The 18,718-nt window shown below is 61.4% G+C and carries 22 protein-coding genes; 3 read left to right on the top strand and 19 right to left on the bottom strand.

The annotated features are described in order from the left end of the window. Positions 1 to 353: 353 nt before the first annotated feature. A complete protein-coding gene (locus V5D86_RS08730) occupies positions 354 to 605 on the bottom strand; it encodes a hypothetical protein (protein ID WP_414596299.1) in 252 nt (83 codons plus the stop codon). After that, positions 602 to 1,153, bottom strand: a complete 552-nt coding sequence (locus tag V5D86_RS08725; protein WP_414596298.1) for a hypothetical protein — start codon at positions 1,151 to 1,153, stop codon at positions 602 to 604. The genes V5D86_RS08730 and V5D86_RS08725 overlap by 4 nt, the downstream gene beginning before the upstream one ends. A gap of 239 nt (positions 1,154 to 1,392) precedes the next feature. Here V5D86_RS08725 and V5D86_RS08720 point away from each other — a divergent pair, with 239 nt between their 5' ends. From V5D86_RS08720 to V5D86_RS08710, 3 genes are all read left to right on the top strand, one after another. Continuing rightward, positions 1,393 to 1,743 carry a ribbon-helix-helix domain-containing protein gene (locus tag V5D86_RS08720; RefSeq protein WP_414596297.1) on the top strand — a complete coding sequence of 117 codons (351 nt, stop codon included), beginning with the start codon at positions 1,393 to 1,395 and terminating at the stop codon, positions 1,741 to 1,743. Between the two features lie 116 nt (positions 1,744 to 1,859). Then, positions 1,860 to 2,675, top strand: coding sequence for a hypothetical protein (locus tag V5D86_RS08715; protein ID WP_414596296.1), 816 nt, complete (start codon positions 1,860 to 1,862; stop codon positions 2,673 to 2,675). Beyond that, positions 2,672 to 2,839 (top strand): hypothetical protein, encoded by a 168-nt coding sequence (locus V5D86_RS08710; protein WP_414596295.1) that lies wholly within the window; start codon positions 2,672 to 2,674, stop codon positions 2,837 to 2,839. The genes V5D86_RS08715 and V5D86_RS08710 overlap by 4 nt, the downstream gene beginning before the upstream one ends. A 189-nt stretch (positions 2,840 to 3,028) precedes the next feature. On the opposite strand, the gene V5D86_RS08705 is transcribed toward V5D86_RS08710, so the two are convergent. The 17 genes from V5D86_RS08705 to V5D86_RS08625 form a co-directional block, all read right to left on the bottom strand. Then, positions 3,029 to 3,814, bottom strand: coding sequence for a hypothetical protein (locus tag V5D86_RS08705; protein WP_414596294.1), 786 nt, complete (start codon positions 3,812 to 3,814; stop codon positions 3,029 to 3,031). Continuing rightward, positions 3,811 to 4,209 (bottom strand): Panacea domain-containing protein, encoded by a 399-nt coding sequence (locus V5D86_RS08700; protein WP_414596293.1) that lies wholly within the window; start codon positions 4,207 to 4,209, stop codon positions 3,811 to 3,813. The genes V5D86_RS08705 and V5D86_RS08700 overlap by 4 nt, the downstream gene beginning before the upstream one ends. 329 nt (positions 4,210 to 4,538) lie before the next feature. After that, the gene (locus tag V5D86_RS08695) at positions 4,539 to 5,246 is read right to left on the bottom strand and encodes a hypothetical protein (RefSeq protein ID WP_414596292.1); all 708 of its coding nucleotides are present in this window, start codon (positions 5,244 to 5,246) and stop codon (positions 4,539 to 4,541) included. After that, positions 5,243 to 5,437 carry a hypothetical protein gene (locus tag V5D86_RS08690; RefSeq protein WP_414596291.1) on the bottom strand — a complete coding sequence of 65 codons (195 nt, stop codon included), beginning with the start codon at positions 5,435 to 5,437 and terminating at the stop codon, positions 5,243 to 5,245. Before V5D86_RS08690 ends, V5D86_RS08695 begins: the two co-directional genes overlap by 4 nt. A 1-nt stretch (position 5,438) precedes the next feature. Beyond that, on the bottom strand, positions 5,439 to 6,530 hold the full coding sequence (locus V5D86_RS08685; RefSeq protein ID WP_414596290.1) for a hypothetical protein: 1,092 nt from the start codon (positions 6,528 to 6,530) through the stop codon (positions 5,439 to 5,441). Continuing rightward, the gene (locus V5D86_RS08680; RefSeq protein WP_414596289.1) at positions 6,527 to 6,826 is read right to left on the bottom strand and encodes a hypothetical protein; all 300 of its coding nucleotides are present in this window, start codon (positions 6,824 to 6,826) and stop codon (positions 6,527 to 6,529) included. The genes V5D86_RS08685 and V5D86_RS08680 overlap by 4 nt, the downstream gene beginning before the upstream one ends. A gap of 192 nt (positions 6,827 to 7,018) precedes the next feature. After that, positions 7,019 to 7,978 carry a hypothetical protein gene (locus V5D86_RS08675; RefSeq protein ID WP_414596288.1) on the bottom strand — a complete coding sequence of 320 codons (960 nt, stop codon included), beginning with the start codon at positions 7,976 to 7,978 and terminating at the stop codon, positions 7,019 to 7,021. Further along, on the bottom strand, positions 7,975 to 8,580 hold the full coding sequence (locus V5D86_RS08670; RefSeq protein ID WP_414596287.1) for a hypothetical protein: 606 nt from the start codon (positions 8,578 to 8,580) through the stop codon (positions 7,975 to 7,977). Before V5D86_RS08670 ends, V5D86_RS08675 begins: the two co-directional genes overlap by 4 nt. After that, on the bottom strand, positions 8,552 to 9,433 hold the full coding sequence (locus tag V5D86_RS08665) for a hypothetical protein (protein ID WP_414596286.1): 882 nt from the start codon (positions 9,431 to 9,433) through the stop codon (positions 8,552 to 8,554). Before V5D86_RS08665 ends, V5D86_RS08670 begins: the two co-directional genes overlap by 29 nt. 14 nt (positions 9,434 to 9,447) lie before the next feature. Beyond that, positions 9,448 to 9,756, bottom strand: a complete 309-nt coding sequence (locus V5D86_RS08660) for a hypothetical protein (protein ID WP_414596285.1) — start codon at positions 9,754 to 9,756, stop codon at positions 9,448 to 9,450. Positions 9,757 to 9,763: 7 nt separating this feature from the next. Further along, positions 9,764 to 11,671 (bottom strand): hypothetical protein, encoded by a 1,908-nt coding sequence (locus V5D86_RS08655; RefSeq protein WP_414596284.1) that lies wholly within the window; start codon positions 11,669 to 11,671, stop codon positions 9,764 to 9,766. 10 nt (positions 11,672 to 11,681) lie between these two features. Further along, entirely contained in the window at positions 11,682 to 13,217 is a 1,536-nt protein-coding gene (locus V5D86_RS08650; RefSeq protein ID WP_414596283.1) for a PKD domain-containing protein, read from the bottom strand. Positions 13,218 to 13,242: 25 nt separating this feature from the next. Next, positions 13,243 to 14,694, bottom strand: a complete 1,452-nt coding sequence (locus V5D86_RS08645; protein WP_414596282.1) for an Ig-like domain-containing protein — start codon at positions 14,692 to 14,694, stop codon at positions 13,243 to 13,245. 50 nt (positions 14,695 to 14,744) lie between these two features. After that, the gene (locus tag V5D86_RS08640; protein ID WP_414596281.1) at positions 14,745 to 15,689 is read right to left on the bottom strand and encodes an InlB B-repeat-containing protein; all 945 of its coding nucleotides are present in this window, start codon (positions 15,687 to 15,689) and stop codon (positions 14,745 to 14,747) included. A 22-nt stretch (positions 15,690 to 15,711) separates the two neighbouring features. Continuing rightward, on the bottom strand, positions 15,712 to 17,187 hold the full coding sequence (locus V5D86_RS08635; RefSeq protein WP_414596280.1) for a putative Ig domain-containing protein: 1,476 nt from the start codon (positions 17,185 to 17,187) through the stop codon (positions 15,712 to 15,714). Between the two features lie 90 nt (positions 17,188 to 17,277). Then, a complete protein-coding gene (locus V5D86_RS08630) occupies positions 17,278 to 17,580 on the bottom strand; it encodes a hypothetical protein (RefSeq protein WP_414596279.1) in 303 nt (100 codons plus the stop codon). Next, positions 17,577 to 18,329, bottom strand: coding sequence for an exonuclease domain-containing protein (locus V5D86_RS08625; RefSeq protein ID WP_414596278.1), 753 nt, complete (start codon positions 18,327 to 18,329; stop codon positions 17,577 to 17,579). The genes V5D86_RS08630 and V5D86_RS08625 overlap by 4 nt, the downstream gene beginning before the upstream one ends. Positions 18,330 to 18,718: the final 389 nt, after the last annotated feature.

The following is an 18,718-nucleotide window of genomic DNA, read 5'->3' as shown; positions in this document are numbered from 1 at the left end:
CGACGATTGCGTAGAGGTCCCCGTCCATGAAGACCTCGTGACCGGGCATCTCCGATTGATAGCGCGTAATCTCGGCCATCACCTGGGACAGGGTCAGGTCGCACGTGCGGATGTCAATCAGCACGGAATCGCGGCCTCCGTTCGCAGTACTTAAATCTCTGTTGTTCCATCTCATATACAGACCTCAGCGTCTTGGAACGGCGGCCGTTGTTCCCCGCCGTTCCTCTTTTCTTCAATCGGTTTCGTAAGCGGTTTCGCACGGCCGGACGGCAAACGTCACCGGTTCCGTGCCTTCCCCCGGGCCCAATGATGGGACGGGGCGTGTTGGGCCTGGGGCCCGGAAGAAGCGTGACTCATGAGCTGCCCATCACCTCGCGGACCAGTGGCCACTTCTCCAGAGGCAGGGGGCACTGCCCTCTGAAATCCAGCATGGCCTCGTCGACGCCGCAGTCCGAGCAGATGTAGAGCGGGACCCGTCTGGAGAGGGCGTTCATGACCATCCTCCCCTCGAGGGGCCCGCCGCAGCGGGGACAGATCCTCCCGTACACCCCCGAGCCTATGCTCTGGGACTCCTTCAGGTACGTGACCGCATCCTCCGGGGTCATGGTATCGTGACCCCGGGGAACCAGCGCTCGAAGTCCTGGGCGGAGCAATACCCGGCGTAGCACTCGACGAAGTCCTTGACCCTGTCCATGGCCTCCTCGGTGAGCTCCATGCGGAGATTGATCCACAGGTACTCGCAGTAGGGGGAGACCGACTCCACCTCGGCCGAGAGGACATCGGCCCATTCCCGGCGGGCGTCGTCCGACAGGTTGTCCGCGGCGATCCCGCAGACCGTGGCGTAGGGGGCGTCTTCGTCAAGGCTGTGGGCGAGCTCGAAGTAGACGGACGAGAGCAGTTCCGCGTCTATGAGGTCAATCAGGCGGAGGTCCTCCGGCAGGGACCCGCGGACCGGCTCCACCCTCACTTCCCTGAGGGAGTAGACGTAGGTCCCGTCGGGACCGCGCTCCCTCCTGAGGTCCCCGCGGTCGCAGAGCTGCTTGAGGCGCCTGGTGGCGTTCGCGGGGTTGAGGCCCTTCACGTCGATGACCTCGCGGGAGACGAAGCCGTCCGGATGCTCCATGGCGAAGGCCATGATGTCCTCTGTGAGCATCTCAGGCCTCCAAACTCTCAATTTCCTTCTTCACAATGGTTCTGACGATGTATGTGGGAGATCTGTCACTCTCCTCTGCCATCTTCAGAATCTTAGCATAATCCTCGTTCGTGAAACGAACATTGATTTGATTGCTTGTCTGCTGTACTGATATCATTAGTAGCAATAATATCAAACTAGAATATAAATAATTCTGCTATACAAAAGTAGTAAAATATCGTTGCTACTAACAATATCACGTGAAAACTCCCAAAAGCATTCAGGTTAACATCAGATTGACGCCAGATGAGGCGGATGCGATAGATCGCCTGATTGAATCCGGAGATTTTGATAACAAGACCGAATTCATCAGATTCGCATTGAAAAAAGTCCTGAAAGCATACGATGGCCAAAGAATGGGTTTTGAACTCTCTGATCAGACCGCTGACATATCTGAGGGGGGGGGAACTGAGATCCTGACCTCAGATGGAGCAGCGAAGAGCGGCTCCGGAAGAGGTACGGGGCCCTCTGACAAGGCTGTTTCAAACGCATCGTGTGAAACGGGATGTCGCGGGGGGGGGGGCGATGCCGGTAGACGACTTCGTCCGTGACCACGTCGAAGGGTTCTGCGGATCGGAGATTTTCGATGTGATCCAGATGCATCTCAGGCGGAGAGGCGTGATATGACGGTCAGATGAAAATCGAAGCGGCCAGAAGGATGAGCATCATGGTTGCTGAAGAAGATCTGTCAGAAAGCACGGTATGCGTCGACGACTGCCCACCGATCGAGGAAGACTGCGACGATACCTCGTATGTGGATTCAGACATCCAATCCCCTTTCTTTGATTCCGAGAGGCGGCTGTCCTTGGAGAAGCCACTGAATCTGTTGGTCGGAGTGGTCATCATTACCCTGGCAGTCATCATGTACGGTTTCAGTCCCATCTCTTGGTGGGAAGCGATTCTGGTATCATGCCCAGGGATCTGCATCCTGATACCGTCGGTATCACACATCGATCTCCCGAAGGAGTATGATGCTGATTCGGGATTCGATTTCTGGTATCGCGGTACTGACTTCGAGGTTCTTGGAGCCCGTCAGGACATATCGATGCAATTCCCTATGCAGATCTCGGTTATTGTCACCTCTGTGCAAAAGCTCGGAACAATCGTTGGATTCGGGTTCCTGATGATCACTTCCTATGGTGTGTTCATCTTCAGCGATCAATCGCATCTATACGATCCGTCCGTGTGCGTCCTCATCATCATGTCATTCGCCATGATGGCCGCAGGCAGTGTGGTGGGGATCCGTTCCCTCGTATCATACAAGGCATCACCTTCAACTGGCGCGAACCTCTATGAGCTCATGGATTCCGACTGGTATGAATGGGGATATCAGGCATCGAGAGACAATTTCATGGCCAAGGCATTCTTCGAATCCATACGGAAGGACTCCGAACTAAACATAGATATCAGGTGGACGGTCTACTTGCTCTCGGCAGCTCTCATACCTATGATGGCATCGGCGGCATTGTGCGTGATACTATGACCAAGAAGAAGACCAGAACCACCCGCAAGAAGGGGGATCCCCGCAAGCTCGGATATATGACCGCGTCCGGCCCTCCCAGGGACGAGCGCGGACGCTTCATATCCCCCTATGAGGAGGAGCGGTCCAAGCCGCGGTTCCTGGACAGGTTCCGCAGGAAAAAATGAGTTCTCAAGCGTCACGATGTGAGAATCCCTTACATCGGATTACACGTTTCACACGGATGGCCATCGTGCTTTTGGCGTTCTATAAACCATCATATCCCTCCATTCCAGTCCCATGGTATGATGCGATGCATCATTTTACGCATCGCCGACCCAGGCATCGGGAACAGTCTGATCTCATCGACCTGACGGTCAGATGCAGGCCGAAGCGGCCAGAAGGGCGAGCATCAGAACATTGAATCCCAGGATGTACTTCCAGTCTATCAAACTGCTCTCCTTATCCTCCGATTCATGCAGTCTGCGGATGATCCAGAACACCACATGCATCAGGAACGCTACGGTGTTGAACAGTATGATGCCGCAGAGGATCACTATGAATGCCAGATTCTGAAGCTGCACCTGCCCTATACCGGCAAGGGCGCTCCCCAGGATGTTCATCCCGCCGGAGAACGCCACCACTATCGCCGCGAAGATGGCCAGGATGGAGACCATCTCGAGCTGGAGGTTCTTGATCTTCCGGACCGCCTTCTTCAGCTTACGTTCGGATTCAACGGAACTATCATACACTTCGGACAGTTCATCGTAGAGCTCGCTGAACCTTTCCTCGTACTCGGCACGGTCCACCATGCGCTGCATCTCGAGATTCACATGATCGCTCAGTTTCAAGAGGTGGCCGAAGAGCTGAGGGTCCATTTCGCTCCATTCATCGGACCTCCCGACGTGGCGGTACAGCGAGACCAGATTCGTCGTAAGCGGTTGGAGGCTGTCGGGATCGCCCCCGGATATCGCCATCAGGATAGGGAACAACTCCGAGTACAGCTGCCTGTAGTCATCGGAGTAGATTTCCGACATCCGGGACGCATATGATTCAAGCACATAGCTATCATCCTCCAGATAGACTTCGGACATGTCGAAGAGAATCTCTATGAGAGCGTCGCGCTTATCCGCGACCTTCTCTTCGGGAAGTGGAGGAATCACGCGCGACATTCTATCTTTATAATCGTGTCGAACGGGATCTTCGTGTACTTCTCGCCTTCTTTGTACACCCGCTTCCACGGATAGCCGTCCCTATGAGTCAGGTTGACGAGCTGGCTTGCGGTGAAATCCTTGTGGTCGTCCGCGAATTCGATTAGGAAGTCCGTCGTCTGCCTGTCCATCTCGGCAGGTTGCTCGGAGTGGAGGATCGGCATGCCCGCGTAGATCCTGTACTCGCGATAGACCTTGGGAACGACAGGGCCGTACTTCCATGCATAGATGTCGTCATTGAACAGGTATTCGTCGAATCTCTGGAAATACTTGACCCAAGCGTAATAGAGCATCTTCTGAAGCTTCATGTTCGTGACGGGATTGCCGTCCGCGATATACTTCCGCACGATAAAGCGTGCGACGTCCGAAACATCGTACGTTGTCATACTCCCGACCCTATGTCCCCTAAACGGTCGAAGTAGATAAAGAGAGATGCGTGCGGTCGACAAACTTCGTATCATCTGGTCATACTAATGAGATTTGATGAAATTAAGGTAAAGTTAAGGATGCCTGTCGAATGACAGTTGCTATCATGCATCCCGCCATGTTTATCTATCGGGACGACGAATTCTAATTAACTACTCTGTCCGGAGTCAGGGAGATGTTCTACTTCCCTCCGGAGCCGGAGCAGTGGTCCGGGTACAGGGGGGCGCCTGCCCGCCTCCGGATTCTGATCTCATTCCTTGACCCTCTCGTGCCTGCGTATCCTGTGGATTTTCATCCTCATGGACCTCGCTCTGAGCGGATACCCCTTGGTGGCGGAGCCAGCGGCGTTGGCGACGTAGTCCTGAGTCTGCAGCAGGTCTCTGTATCTCGAGTTCGAGGAGCTGAAGCTACCACCGTCCACCTTCCTATCATCCGTCGATTTGGATCTGCAAAGTTCTCCGACATTGTGCACAGCATCATGTTCGTCCACGATGATCATAACTCCATAGGATTCGGTGCCGTTCAAGGCCTCGTCTATCACGTATTCCAGGACTCCCCGGCGTACACGCCCTTTCCTCACCCTGTATTGTTTCTTCGATTCGTGATCGTTCTTCTCTACGTCCCATCCATGAGGGGGACGTTTTTTGTCCACATACGCCGCACCTGTCCTGATGCCTAGGGAACGGATGGCGAGAGACATGCGCACGCGGTTCCACAGGCCGTCTTCGTTCGCTTTTGCCTCGACCTTCTTCCCTGCCCTCCTGCGGTTGTCAACCGCGAGGCGGACCATCTCCTTCGGCTCGTCGGTCACGGAGTAGGCGTATCCGAATGTAGGCTCCTTCCTGGAATACGGGCTGACGTTCCCGAAGTCGTCGATGACGATGTATGTGGGCTTTATGAAGCGGCCGTCGGGGCCTCTGAACTGCCTCCGTACCTGTTTCGACCTGGACGACTTCACCGTCCGACCCACCTCTCTCGACCGAAGAGGACCCTCGACATCCTAGCCCTCACCCTGTCTATCCTGCCCTTCATGCACTTCCGGCGGTACTCGCGGCGGGATGCTCTCCGTCCGGTGGAGAGCTCCCTCGCACGTCCGCGATAGTATGCGCGGTGGATCTCGCGCTGCTTCATGTCACGGGGGGCGCTCACATCATCTCCCTCCTCTCTTCTTCCCTCCGGACCTGGAGAACAGGGTGGTCTGCGAGGTCTTCCCGGATCTCCTGCCGGTGTTCTTCGCGGGCTTATCCTTTCCGCTGTTCCGCTGCTGCCTCTTCCCATCCGGCTTGCGGCCAGTCGCGTTCTCCATCGTGGAGATCGCCATCCTGTTCCCGAGCTTCAGCCTGGAGATGTGCGACCTGGACCAGTTGGCGTTCACCGATGCCACGGCATCCTTCCCGCTCAGCGGCTTCCCGGTGCCGTTGGTGAACAGTTTCCTGTCCTCCTCCGCCATCCTGCGGGCTTCCGCCGGCGTGGGGTTGCGGTAGCGGTGCGTCTTTGCGTCGTAGACCTGGACGTGGGCATAGTATCCCGAGGGGTCGAAGTCCTTCTGCCTGGCCATCTGCTCGGCCACCGTGCAGGACTCCTCCACGCACACCGCCTCCCTGGCCTTCGCCCTGGCGATGGTCTCGGGGTCATTCGACGATCCCGTGTATGGGATCCTGTCTGCGGACAGCCTGGTGGACGCGCCCGACCTGTCCCTGTCGACGGCCCTGAGGTGGTGGACCCCCTCGTGGACCACGACGCCGTTCCGTATGCCGTTGTCCCGGTCAAGCTGTATGATGTCCCCGCTGTGGGTTCCGGCGACGTTCGGGTCCAGCGGGCGCGCCTCGAGGACGATCTCCCCCTTGGCGACCATCCTCTTCTGGTCCTCGATGGACGGGAACGCCTCGTCGAAGGCCTTCCTGATCCGCATCTCCTCGCCCGGCATCCCGTACACGATGATCCTCTCATGGACCTTCCTCGATTCGCCCTTCCTGTCGCCCACGTTGCGGAGCGGCCTCCCGCGGACGTCGATGCTCTCTATGTCGTATGCGTCCGGGTCAGCCATCCATGCGGCCGCCTGCCTCGGGGTGATCCTTACAGGCAGGACCACGTCCGCCCTCTGGTCGTAGTCGTTCCTCGGGGAGCCCCTCGCCTTGAGGTATCTCGCCAGGAATCCAGGCGGGACGTATCCGTCGTCGTCGACCTGGACGGTGACCCTCCTCCCCGAAGACGGCAGTGTGACCGTCTCAGTCTTCGTCATGCCCCTCGCCTCTTCCCGCTCCTCTTCCCGCCGTCCTTCTTCCGGACCTTGGTGATGCTGCCGTCGGGCATCATGACCTCGTAGAACACGATGCTCATGCCTGCTCCCCCCGCCTTCCTCCTGGCCTCGGTCTTGGCGTCGTAGCGCCTCATCCTCGCGGCCGACCTGTCCAGGGAGATCTGCTTCCTGGTGTTCCTCCTCTGCTTCTTCTCATCCTTCTCCGCCTGGGCTTTCCTCTTCTGCTCCGGCGTCCTTCCCTTCAACACGGACTTCCTGCCCGATCTCTTCTCTGCCATGTGGATCACCTTGATTCCATTCGTTCGACCTTCCTTTGACCCGCGCATACGCGTGCGTACGCGTCGTTGCGGAGCAACGTGCGCGCGTGCACGCGCGCGCAAAACTAGGCCGATGAATAATCGGCCCGGATTATTCACGAATATTCAGCCCCGAAGGGGCGATATTCGTCTTCCGACGAGCTTATTCAGCCCTCATTCACCTCCTGCCGACCCAACGATCTCCCTGACCCGGGAGACCATGCGGGACACCTTCGCCTGGCTTATCCCGAGGGCGCTGGCTATGTCCTGCTGCCTCTCCCCTCCGACGCTGCGCTCGTAGCATTCGAGGGCCAACGACCAGGCCGGGTCCCCCCTTATCCGTTCCAGGGGGTCGACGGCCGCCTCCTGCTTCGGGGCGTCGTCAGACTTCACCATCGCCGGGAAGCCGTCCCAGTCGGTCATCGGGAGGTGGTAGATCCCGACGCCTCCCCTGGATATCGGCTTCGGGCCTATCCTCCCCACCGAGTAGGACTTGACCGTCTGCACGCCGCGGTCCATGGAGTCCCATATGTCGTCGAGGACGCCCATGTACCTCTGGCCGACGAAGTCCTGGATGCTCCTGCGCTCCGATTCGGACGACATGTTGGTCTTGAAGATCAGCGACGTCCCGTCCCTGAACCCGGGGTCCAGGTCGTTCCATCTCTGCCATCCGAACTCGCACAGGAACACCCCCGACTCCGACTTGATGAAGTCCCTGAAGTGATGGCGGAGCCGGTTGAACACCCCCAGGAGCTCCGCCTGCTCGTACACCATCCTGGAGGACAGGCACTTGCTCGCGTCGTCCACGATGCAGTACTGCACCGGGGCGTCGTCGATCATGGTGAGGGCGGTGCGGAGGTCGTCGGTGTAGATCAGGTTCACGTTGGAGCGCCCGTACTTCCCCACGGCGATCTCCGCCCGTGTGCGGAACGTCTCCGACTTCCCGCATCCGGGCTTGCCGACGATGCATCCGTGCCTCCACTCGATCTGATGCCTCTCCTCGTCCGGCAGGTCCACGAAGAAGCGCCTGTGCATCTCGTCGGTGATGTCCCTGCTGCGGAACGTGTCCGGAAGGATGTCGTCCAGGGAGATCAGACGGGACGGGAGGGACATCGGGGGGATGTCGGTTATCATGGCCTCCCCCTCACGTCCGCCAGGGAGGACATGTCCACGTCCGACTCCACGGCATCCGGGACCACCGCGGACGCCGCCTCGAAGAGGGTGGCGGGGTCCTCCTCGAATATCCTCTTCATCTTCTCCACGCCCGCGAGCGTGTTGTCGCTCTCGAGATACGACTCCAGCCTCTCCAGCTCGTCCCTGACGAACTCCCTCCTGGGGATCTCCAGGGATGCGCGCATGGCGTAGGCGATCTCCGTCATGGCGTTGGGGTCCCTCGACCCGGAGCGGTCGTCCTTGATGTCCCTGACCTCGTTCCCCCGGGGGTCGAAGACCTTGGTCCAGTGGGACTCCCTGAGGGAGAACCGGATCTGGAAGTAGCCGTCCTCCAGCTCGGTGCGGTCTATGGTCCCGCCCATCTCCGAGTACCTCCCGAGCATCTCGTCGAAGCCGCGGATCTGGTCGTCCACCAGGTCCTTCACCGGCCCGAGGGCCTGGATGATCTGGACGGTCTCCAGCCACTCGTCCCCGGAGACGATGGCCTCCGTGAGGATCTTCGACATCCTCCGGGGCCTCTTCCTCTCCTTCCTCTCACTGCTGCCTTCCTTCCTTCCGAGCATCCTTCTCACGCTCCCTCTCCTTCTCCCTCTGCTTCTGCGCCCACCTCCTCGCCGCCACACTCAGCGACGCTCCCGGCGCCTTGCTGTAGACGTCGGCCAGGAACTCGGCCACGGTGTCGGCCATCCTTATGTTCAGGCTCTGGCGGAGCCTGAAGATCTCGTTGTTGGCCTCGATCAGGTCCCCCTGCATCCTGTCCAGCGCCTTCGCGTCGCGGACGAGGTCCACCCTGGACACCATGGAGCCCCTGGCGACGCGTACGCTGGTGACGTAGCGGCGCATGTAGAGACGGGGCTCCACCTCCACGGTGGCGTTCAGCCTGCGGACGTACTTTTGCCTCTTCTCGGGCGGTACCTCGTAGGTCTCCCACCACTCGGCCATCAGGAACTTCTTCCTGAACTCGGGGAAGAGGGGGTACGACGTGACATCGTCCCAATCCGGCACCAGGGCGGCATTGCTGACGACCTCGTGCTCCACGTGGAAGAACAGGCGCTTGAACAGCTCCCTGTTGGACTGCTCCTGCCTGTAGGTCCTGCCGTCCTTGGTGTACAGGATCCAGTGCTCCCCGTACGTGGACTTGTCCGGGTTGAAGCAGCGGATCATGATGTACCGGGTCCTGCCGGAGACGATGTATCCTGCGACGTACCCGATGGCCAGCGGCACGTACCAGTAGGAATCGATGCCGACGTACGCCACGGACAGCCCCGGGACGTACTGGGCGATGACCTGGGCCCCGATGAAGAACATCAGGACCAGCGTGAAGGCGTCCACCGGGTAGAGGAAGTAGGTCTTCTTCTGCACGGCCGCACCCATGGCCACGCCCAGCACCACGACCATGGTGGTCAGCACGATCATGGAGACGGTGTCCGTCAGACCACCCCCATGAACGCGAGGGTGGACACGATGAACAGGACGGCGAACACGGGCACCTTCCACCAGACGTGCTGCCATGTGGCGATGGCGAGATGGAGCCCGAACACGCCTAGCCCGAAGAGGGACCAGGTGTAGTCGTTCAGCACCCCGCCCAGGTTGAGCGCCACGACGAAGGCGGCGAACACCCCGACCCCGTATACCATGGCATGCTCGGCATCGTTCCGGAACACCGCCCATGCCAGGTTCAGGACGCACCATATCGTCCCGAGGTAACCGCAGACTTCGCCGACAGGGATCTCGATCATGCGCGGATCACCATATCAGCCCCGCGATAGCGCCTGCCAGGAAGTACCCGGCGACGGCCGCGACGATCCCGATCAGTATCAGCCACGGGTTCCTGACGAACAGTCCCGCCAGCGCCACGACGGCGCCGATGAGGATGACGATCAGCTGCAGCAGAGGGACCACGTCTATCGTCCTGGGGGTGTCGGGGACGTCGGGGACGTCGAAGCCGATGAGCCCCAGGCGCTCCATGGAGACCACGTCGAGGTCCAGGGAGGACACCTCGGTGCCGTCGCTGACGATGTTGAGGATGTCCAGGGTCGCGCCGGTGATCCCGATGATGCTGGAGCCCTCGGTCACGCCGTCCCATGCCTCCAGGTCCTCTATGCCCGTGGCCCATACCATCGCCAGCCCCTCGACGTCCATCCTGTGGCTCCCGACGGACAGCGTCGCATCGCTGTAGACGAACGGGGTGAACACCGCGCCCTCCGCGATGAGCACGCCCTCGTAGTAGATGTCCCCGTAGCAGTACATGCCGAGGCTCTCGCCGGAGACCAAGATGCCGTCGGGTGTGGCACCCTCCCCGAGCTCTGCCATCTGCTCCATCGCCGCCAGGTACATCACCGCCGCCTGAGCGGAGGTGAGCGCGGTGTCCACCTGTGTGCCGGACGTTATGGACGACGGCTTCAGGAGGGCGGAGCTCTCCCCGAGCCTGTCGTAGATGTTCCATGCGGCCTCCCCCGCATAGTTGGCGGAGAGTGCGGCGTGGTTGATCGCGTCGGAGACGTCGGAGTACGATGAGAGGACGAGTCCCAGGTCGGGGACGATGTCGGATGTCACGGTCCCGCCGTTCCCGTCGGAGTACGAGATCCCCAGGGCAAGGGAGGACGACACGGACGAGATCCCGTCCCTCACGATCACATAGGACCCTCCGGACTCGTAGACGTGGGCGTAGCCGGAGCCGTTGCGGAGCAGCATGCATGCCGTTGGCATCAGGCCGTCGGCGGACACGGAGCCGTGCAGGTTCTGCGACAGATACGACGTTCCGAGGCCGAGCTCGTACCACCCGGACGTCACCCCCATGCCTGCGAGGTCGTTCTCGCCCTCGCTGAGCTGGTAGGTCCTCCCGGTGCTCGCGGACGTGAGGGACCCGGGACCGCCGACGGCGTACATGATGTTGGTGCGGTCGGACCAGCCCTCCTCGCCCTGGTCCACCACGTCGACGTAGACGCGGAACGACGTCGATGTCGGCGAGACCATCCTGAGGAGCTCTGCCGAAAACACGCCGTCCGATGTCCAGGAGTGCCCGTCCCAGTCGAAGGACACCCTCATCGAGTCGTAGGCATCGCCCTTCGCGGCCCACGACCCGCGGTATCCGGACCAGGACTGGGAGAACTCGTTCCAGGTGCTCGTGATGTTGTAGTTGTAGATCAGGGAGTTGTAGATCAGCGAGGACCTCTCCAGTATCCGGTCCCCGTCGTATGTCCCCTCGTCCGTCCATAGGGATGCGGCGGCCGTCTCCGCCTGGAGGTCGAAGTACGCCTCGACGAAGGACCAGAGCTGCGCATCGTTCACCGCGAGCTTGCTCCAGATGCCGGATGCGGTGTCGTAGTTGCTGGTGACGAGCTGTGCCTGCAGCTCCCTCAGCGTGGCGTTCACGGAATCGTCCAGCGTGCCATCCGGCACCGAGCCGTCGCCCGACCATGTCGCCAGCGTATAGGTCGCGTACGCGGCCACGGCCATGGTGATGAGGGCACCGACCAGATGGAGGGCGGGGACCACTAGGACGGGCAGTACCGCCTCGTCCTCCTCGATGACGTTTCCGTCGTCCAAGGCTACCCCCAGGGGGCAGGCGAGGACGAGGACGGCGCAGAGCACGCTCAGCACCGCCCTCCTGTTCCTCGCCTCCCGGAAGGAAGTCGTTTCATCGTATGCCATCCGAGTCACCTCACGGCATCAGCCAGAACGATGCCCCTATCAGGAGCATCCCCCCGATCGCGGCCACGAGCGCGGCGATCCCTGCGATCGGGTACATCCCGGCCCATAGCGAGATCACCATGATCAGGACCCCGACGATGACCATCGCCAGGCAGAGGTACAGGACCGTCCTGTCCTCATCCTGTGCAGGCTCGGACCCTTCACCGGCGTCCGTCACGGTCACCGTGGCGGAGAACTCGTCGGTCACGGTCTGTCCATCGATCGTCGCGGTCACACGCTGCGTCACCGTGTACGTCCCCGGTCCGCTGTACGTGTACTTCGTGGTGCCGGTGTTGGACTGGACGAAGCTCCCGCCCTCGGTCCACCGGTAGAACGTCACGTCGGCGTTGGACGCGGTGCTAGTGACGGTCACGGTGAGGCCGTCCGTCTCGAACGAGAACCCCGCCGTCGGCACGGTGGAACCTTCGGTGACGGTCAGCTTCCAGGACAGGGTGTAGGACCCTGCCGTCAGGGTGACGTCGTAGGTCTTCCCGACGTACGACGTGCTGCTCGGTGTCCCGGAGACCTTGACGTAGTTGCTGCCGGTCGTCACGGACAGGAACGGGCATCCGGTCACGCTCGGCGTGACGCCTTCGGTGTCCATCCCGAGGGTGAACGCGTACTCGTGGTTGTACTGCACCGACGTCCCCGGGGCGCTGTCGGCGACCAGGATAATGAGCGTCGACGTCACGGAGCCTGCGGCGTTGGAAGCTGTGGCCCTGACGGTGTAGCTTCCCGATCTGGAGTAGGTGTGGGTGGACGACGGCCCGGTTCCGGACGTCCCGTCCCCGTAGTCGATGCTGATGCTCGAAGCGTCCACGGCGGTCACGCTGAAGGTGATCCTGTAGGCGTTGCCTGTGGACACCGTGTATCCGAAGTCCGTGATGACGGGGGCATCCTGCGTGACAGGCGCCTCGGACACCACGATGACGACCTTCTCGGTCGCCGAGGCGTATCCATCCTTGGAGGCGGTGATCTCGAGCGTGTAGGACCCGGCGGTTGTCGGTGTGCCGGAGATGGCGTGTCCCGACACGGACAGCCAATCGACACCGGAGATGGAGACCTCCGCGTCCGAGGGCGTGGTCTGGACACTGTACGCGTAGCGGTATCCGACGGTTGCCTCCGTGCCTCCGACGGAGTCGATGGACACGGTACTCGGTCCCTCTACGGCGATGATGGTCACCGATCCGTACTCTTCTCCATCAGGTATCCAGAACTCCACTGTGATAGTACCTGCCTTCGATACGGTACCAGCGTACTTGGCTCCGGACTGAGAGATGCCGTATCCGGATGTGACATCGGAACAAACCCAATTTCCACTGCACGATATCGTCACACTGCTTCCAACAGCGACGTAGTATGTTTCGCCGATGGCAGCATCGGCGGTGGTGTCAAGTGCGGTCAACGGGTCTGTTTCGGATCCAAACGTCGTCGCGTCCGAGTCCTCGGACCCGAACGCGATCATGGCCCCCATCGCACAGACGACCATGAGGGTCACGGCCAGCATGGCGATTGGACGGCTTCTATTAAATTCAGAGAACATAGATCACAACTCCGTTGGAAGGCGTGTTGGTGTATTCGAGGGCGCTGACGACGGTCAGCGTGAAGGTCTGGACGTCGGAGGTGTACCCGGTCTTGCTGGCGGTCACCGTCACCGTGTGGGATCCGACGCTCGTCGGCGTCCCGGAGACGCTGCTGCCGCTGACGGACAGCCAATCCGCCCCGGAGACGGATATGGTGCATCCAGAGACATCCGTGGACACCGTGTACAGCCATTCCTGGCCGACGATAACCGCGGTCGACGCAGGACTGCTCGTGATGTCGATGACAGCCTCCTGCCATACGGCGTAGAGCGTCCTGGTCGAGCTGTATCCCACGGAGATCGTGTCCCCGGGCTGATATGTTGCGCTCGTGGCGGAGCTCGATGTGCTCCATCCGAGGAAGATGTACCCGGACCTGGTGGGCTCGGTGGCGGAGATCGTGAACGTGTGGTTGGTCGTCGACGTGCCGGTGTACGACTGCTGCGACGGCGCTCCGGACCCCCCGTTGGCATTGTATGCGAGATAGCACGTGTACTGGGGGTTCGTGACGGTGACGGTGTATGTCTTCGATGCCCCTCCGCCGTCTTCCGCGGTCGCCTTGATGACCGCGGTCCCTGCCGCCTTCCCGGTCACCGTGCATGTGCCCCCGGTGGAACTGGAGGAGCCGCTGATGGTGACGTAAGCGGACCCTGACTGCACGGACCATGTGACGCCGCGGTCGTCCGCGGAGGTGGGACTGGCCGTGGCACGGAGGGTCACGGAGCTGCCGACCTCAACGCTGGACGTTCCCGAGATCGAGATGGACGAGACGTAGGTGACGGGCTCGGTTATGGTGATCGTCTTGGTGGCCGACTTCCCGGAACCGTCGCTGGCGGTGGCCTTGACGGTCACGGACCCTGCGGACTCCAGCGAGATGACGCAGCGTCCCCCTGTGGAGGTGTCGGTCTGGCTGGTGATGCTGGCCCTGGAGCTCCCGGAGGTGATGGACCATGTGACGGTCCTGTCCGTCGCACCGGAAGGCGAGGTCGTCGCGGTGAGCGTGATGGTCTCGCCGACCTCCCCGGAGGAGGATCCGGAGATCGAGACGGATGTCACCGGTGTGGAAGCATTGACTGCGATGATGGTCACCGATCCGTACTCTTCTCCATCAGGTATCCAGAACTCCACTGTGATAGTACCTGCCTTCGATACGGTACCAGCGTACTTGGCTCCGGACTGAGAGATGCCGTATCCGGATGTGACATCGGAACAAACCCAATTTCCACTGCACGATATCGTCACACTGCTTCCAACAGCGACGTAGTAGGTCTCTCCGATGGCGGTATCAGCCGTGGTGTTGAGTGATGTCAGCGGACTCGAGGCGGTCCCATTGGCCGCATCCGAATCATCCCAGATGGATGTCGCACCGAATATGGCGCAGAGCGCCATGACGAGCACTGCCACCACGGCGAAGAGTCTTCTCCCCCCGGAGGGGGAAGGGGTTTCGGAGATCGTCAGATCACCCCGGTGTAGAGAAGCGCCGCGACGATCGCGGCGGCCACGGCGGCCACGCCGGGCATCCAGTTCCTGGTGACGAGGGTCGCCAGGGCGAGGATCGCCGCTGCTATCGCCATAAGGATCCACAGGGGGAACGACTCCCCGTCGGTCGCCCCGGTCTCCGTCCAGTGCGCGATGAGCGTGATGTTGCCCGTCACCGCCGAGGAGAAGTCCCACTCGGTGTCCCCGAGGTACCATCCCGCGAAGCCGAAGCCATCCCTGACGGGGTCCGCAGGCTCGACGGCCGCGGACCCGGAGACGACCTGCTGCTGTGCGATGACGGTCCCTCCGGCACTGTCGAACGTGACGGTGAACACGTCGGCGGTGCCGACGTACTCCCATCCGGCATAGAGGGTGACGGGCTCGGTGACGAGCGAGGACCAGTCGTAGGGCACGGTCAGGGAGGCATCGGTGTACCATCCCTGGAACTCGTAGTCCTCCCTGACGGGCTCCTCGGGCTCGGTCGCCGCCTGTGCGGACTTCCCGCCGGAGGTCATGGTCACGGTACCGACCTCGGACCCTCCGTTGCTCTCGAAGGTGATCCACGGGAACCCTGCGATCTCGATCCTGTAGACGGCGACGGTGTGGGACCCCTCCCCGTCTCCGTCGGGGTCGTAGGTGTTGTAGGCGTCCTGCGTCACGTAGTAGACGCCCTTCTCGGCGTAGGTGTGCTGGGGGTTCCATGCCGTCACGGGCTCCGAGCTGTCCCCGAAGTCCCATGTGACCGACGATGCGTCGGACCCGGTGAACACGAACTGGAGGGTGTACCCGTAGAGGACGCCCATGTCCTCGTCGTACTCCTGCTCCTCCGCCGCGTCGACCGGCATGGAGAAAGTCATGACGGCCACGAGGGCCGCCATGGCCACCGCCAGCACGACGATGGACTTGTTGAGATCCGTCAAGGTACCAACCTCATTATCCCTTTCACAGGACCCAGACGACCAGTCCGTTGCTGGGCGTGTTGGTGTAGATAAGCTTCGAGACGACCTGGCAGGTGACGTCCATCGTGTCGGTCTGACCGGATTCGGTGACGACGCTGACGGTGACGGTGAAGGCCTCTGCAGGAGAGGATCCGGACAGGGTCAGGATACCGGTGGAGGCGTCGATGGTCACGGTCACCCCGTCGGGGACGCTGCTGGTGTCGATGCTCCATGTCGCTCCGGGCACGTTCGCGGTGAACGCGGACTCGACCGGGGTGCCGGCGATCGCCGCCACGGAGGAGCTTCCGGAGATAGACACCGCGGACTCAGCGGACACGGTGACCTGGAATGTCTTGGTCTGACCGTACGCGGTCGAGGCGGTGACGGTCGCGGTCCCTGCGGAGGCGTCGTCGGTGACGGTCAGCAGTCCGGTCTGGGTGATGCTGATGCCCGATGTAGGCGATACGGACCATGTTATGGCGGAGGTCCCGGACGTCGCACCTATCTGGACGGTCCTGTCGGGAGCTCCGGGGTAGATCACGACCGTGTTGGTGTCCGCGGTGAGGGACAGGGCAGGCTCGGACCTGATGGTGATGTCCTTGGTGACCGACTGCGCGGGCCCGTTGGCCGCCGTACCGGTGATGGTGACGGTGGTCTCCTGGTGGACGGAGGAGGATCCGCTCACGGCACCGGTGGCGGGGTCGAGGGAGAATCCTGCGGGCAGGGTCCCGGATGTGACGGCCCATGTGACACCGAGGTCGGCCCCGGTCTGCTCGATGGCGGCGGAGGAGACGGTGGTGCCGTAGGATGTGATGGTCTCGTCGGAACCTCCGACGATCTCGTTGAAGACGGTGAAGCTGATGACGAGGTCCTTCGTCTCCCCGCCGGCGTTGGCGGTCAGGGTCAGGGTGTTGAGACCGACCTGCGTGGGGGTTCCGGTGACCTTCCCGTTGGAGAACGCGAGACCTGCGGGCAGGCCTCCCTTGACGGACCAATCGATGTTCTCGGTCATCCCGGAGGATGCCTGAGGGGTGAAGTCGACGCTGGCGCCGACGATGATGTTGTTGATGGACCCGGACACGCTGAGTCCCTCGACGACGTTTATCCTGATGTGCCTGGGAAGCTCCTGGTAGAGTCCCGCGGTGTTGGTCACGGACATGAGGACTATGTCGTACGATCCGGATGTGACGCCGTCCTTGACGGTGACGGTCAGCGTCCCGCCGCTGACGGAGGCGTTGAGCCCCTCCTCCTCGTATTCCTGGATGCTCACTGTGACCTCGAGATCGCTGGGGTATGTCGGGGTGTACGTGTACTGGAATCCCGGGGCGAGGTCCACCTCGTAGACCTGCCCGTAGTCGCCCTCGATGGCGGCCTCGGATTCGTTGCTGCTCCCGAGCATCACCACAGCGGTCCCGACGACGGCGATGATCGCCATGATGGCGACGATCGTCGATTTCGATGCGGATGCGGTTGAACTCATGATATTCACCTGGGTCCGATTCTCCACGCGCCTGAGGCACGGTCGGACCCAGATGCATATCCGGAACTGGGATTATCTACCCGAAGAAATCTAAAAAACCGAAAACGTGGGCCGAAATCGGTCATCCATATCGTCGATGGCGTCCATCAGGGGCTCCAACGACTTCTCTTCAGCCATCTTCCTGGCGGCGTCGGGCATGTTGCGCATGATGATGGCGGCGATGCGGACGGCATCCGCTACGATGTCCCCCTTGGGCTTGCCGGAGATCATCGCCAGGTAGTCCACCATGACTATGACCTCCGGAGGGAACACGTACTGGCGCGCCCTGGCCCCCTTCTTCGGACGGGGGCGCTCCGTCGCGGGCCGCATCTCAAGGGTGAGCTGTGTACTCATGCCCGCACCCGACGCCTGCCGTCGACCAGGTCCCACATGATGCGACGGCAGCAGTGCAGCGTCGCCCTGGCGTCCTCGAGGGCGTCGTGGGCATCGAAGCTGTAGCCGTAATAATGGGCGCATGTGCTGAGCTTCTGCCACACCCACCCGTCGTCCGCCCAGGTTGCCCACTCGCCCCAGATGTATGCGAAGTCCCTCATGACGTCGCAGGTGTCGACAGTGGGAACGGTGACTCCCTTCGACCTCAGGAAGGACAGGTCGAAGCCCACGTTGTAGCCGATGATCAGCTCCGCGTCCTCGAGAGCCCTGTCGATGGCCGGGCGGAGCTCGGCCATGGACGGAGCGTCGCGGACCATCTCCGGGGAGATCCCGTTGACCCTCTCCGCCTTCGGCCACTCCCTCTTCTCGTACGGATGGACGTACGACTCGAAGAGCGTCCTCCCGTTGCCGTCGATGACCGCGACCTGCAGGATCCCGTCCACGGATGGGTCGAGCCCCGTGGTCTCCGTGTCCAGGACGCGGATCCTCTCCGGCTCGTCGAAGGCGGGGATGCACCAGTTGCACGGGATGACCCTCTCCGCCGCACCGGGGACGTACAGACGGCAGTCGATATCCGTGAGGAAAACCCGCCCGGTACGGATGGCCCGGCGGATGTCGTCGTGCGTGCATCCGCATGTCCCCATGACCTCGTCGACGGTCAGCCCCGGATGGTCCCTCACGGTCCCGATGACGTCTGCGATCGAGGTCATCGCACAGCCTCCCACACAATGCCCGGCGAATGTCCTATGATTGCGGACGATAGATTTATGTCCGATTCGCAAGTTGCGCAGAAATGCCGAAGCGGGGAAGTCCCTAGGCTCTGCCTGGATTTCCAGTCTGACGGCGAGCCTAGGGAACCTGCCCGGCAGGAGGTGAGGCGATCCTCGAGATTGTCTTCGAATGTCGGGACTGCGGTTTCCGGCTGACGATCATCACCAGCGACGGTGTGATCGTCATAGACATCCCGTAAGGGATGCCGAAGAGTGATTCCCTCAAGGAATCCGGCTCCCTCGGGAGCCGTCATACCTTCCTCGGACACTCTATACGCGCGGACCGTATTTATACCCGATTCCGCAGGATTGCAGAGATCGGCCCGGAT

This window comes from Candidatus Methanoprimaticola sp. MG2, assembly GCF_047501175.1.
GTDB lineage: Archaea > Thermoplasmatota > Thermoplasmata > Methanomassiliicoccales > Methanomethylophilaceae > Methanoprimaticola.
The sequence above is the reverse complement of the archived record's forward strand: the minus strand, read 5'-3'. Positions and strand labels throughout refer to the sequence as shown.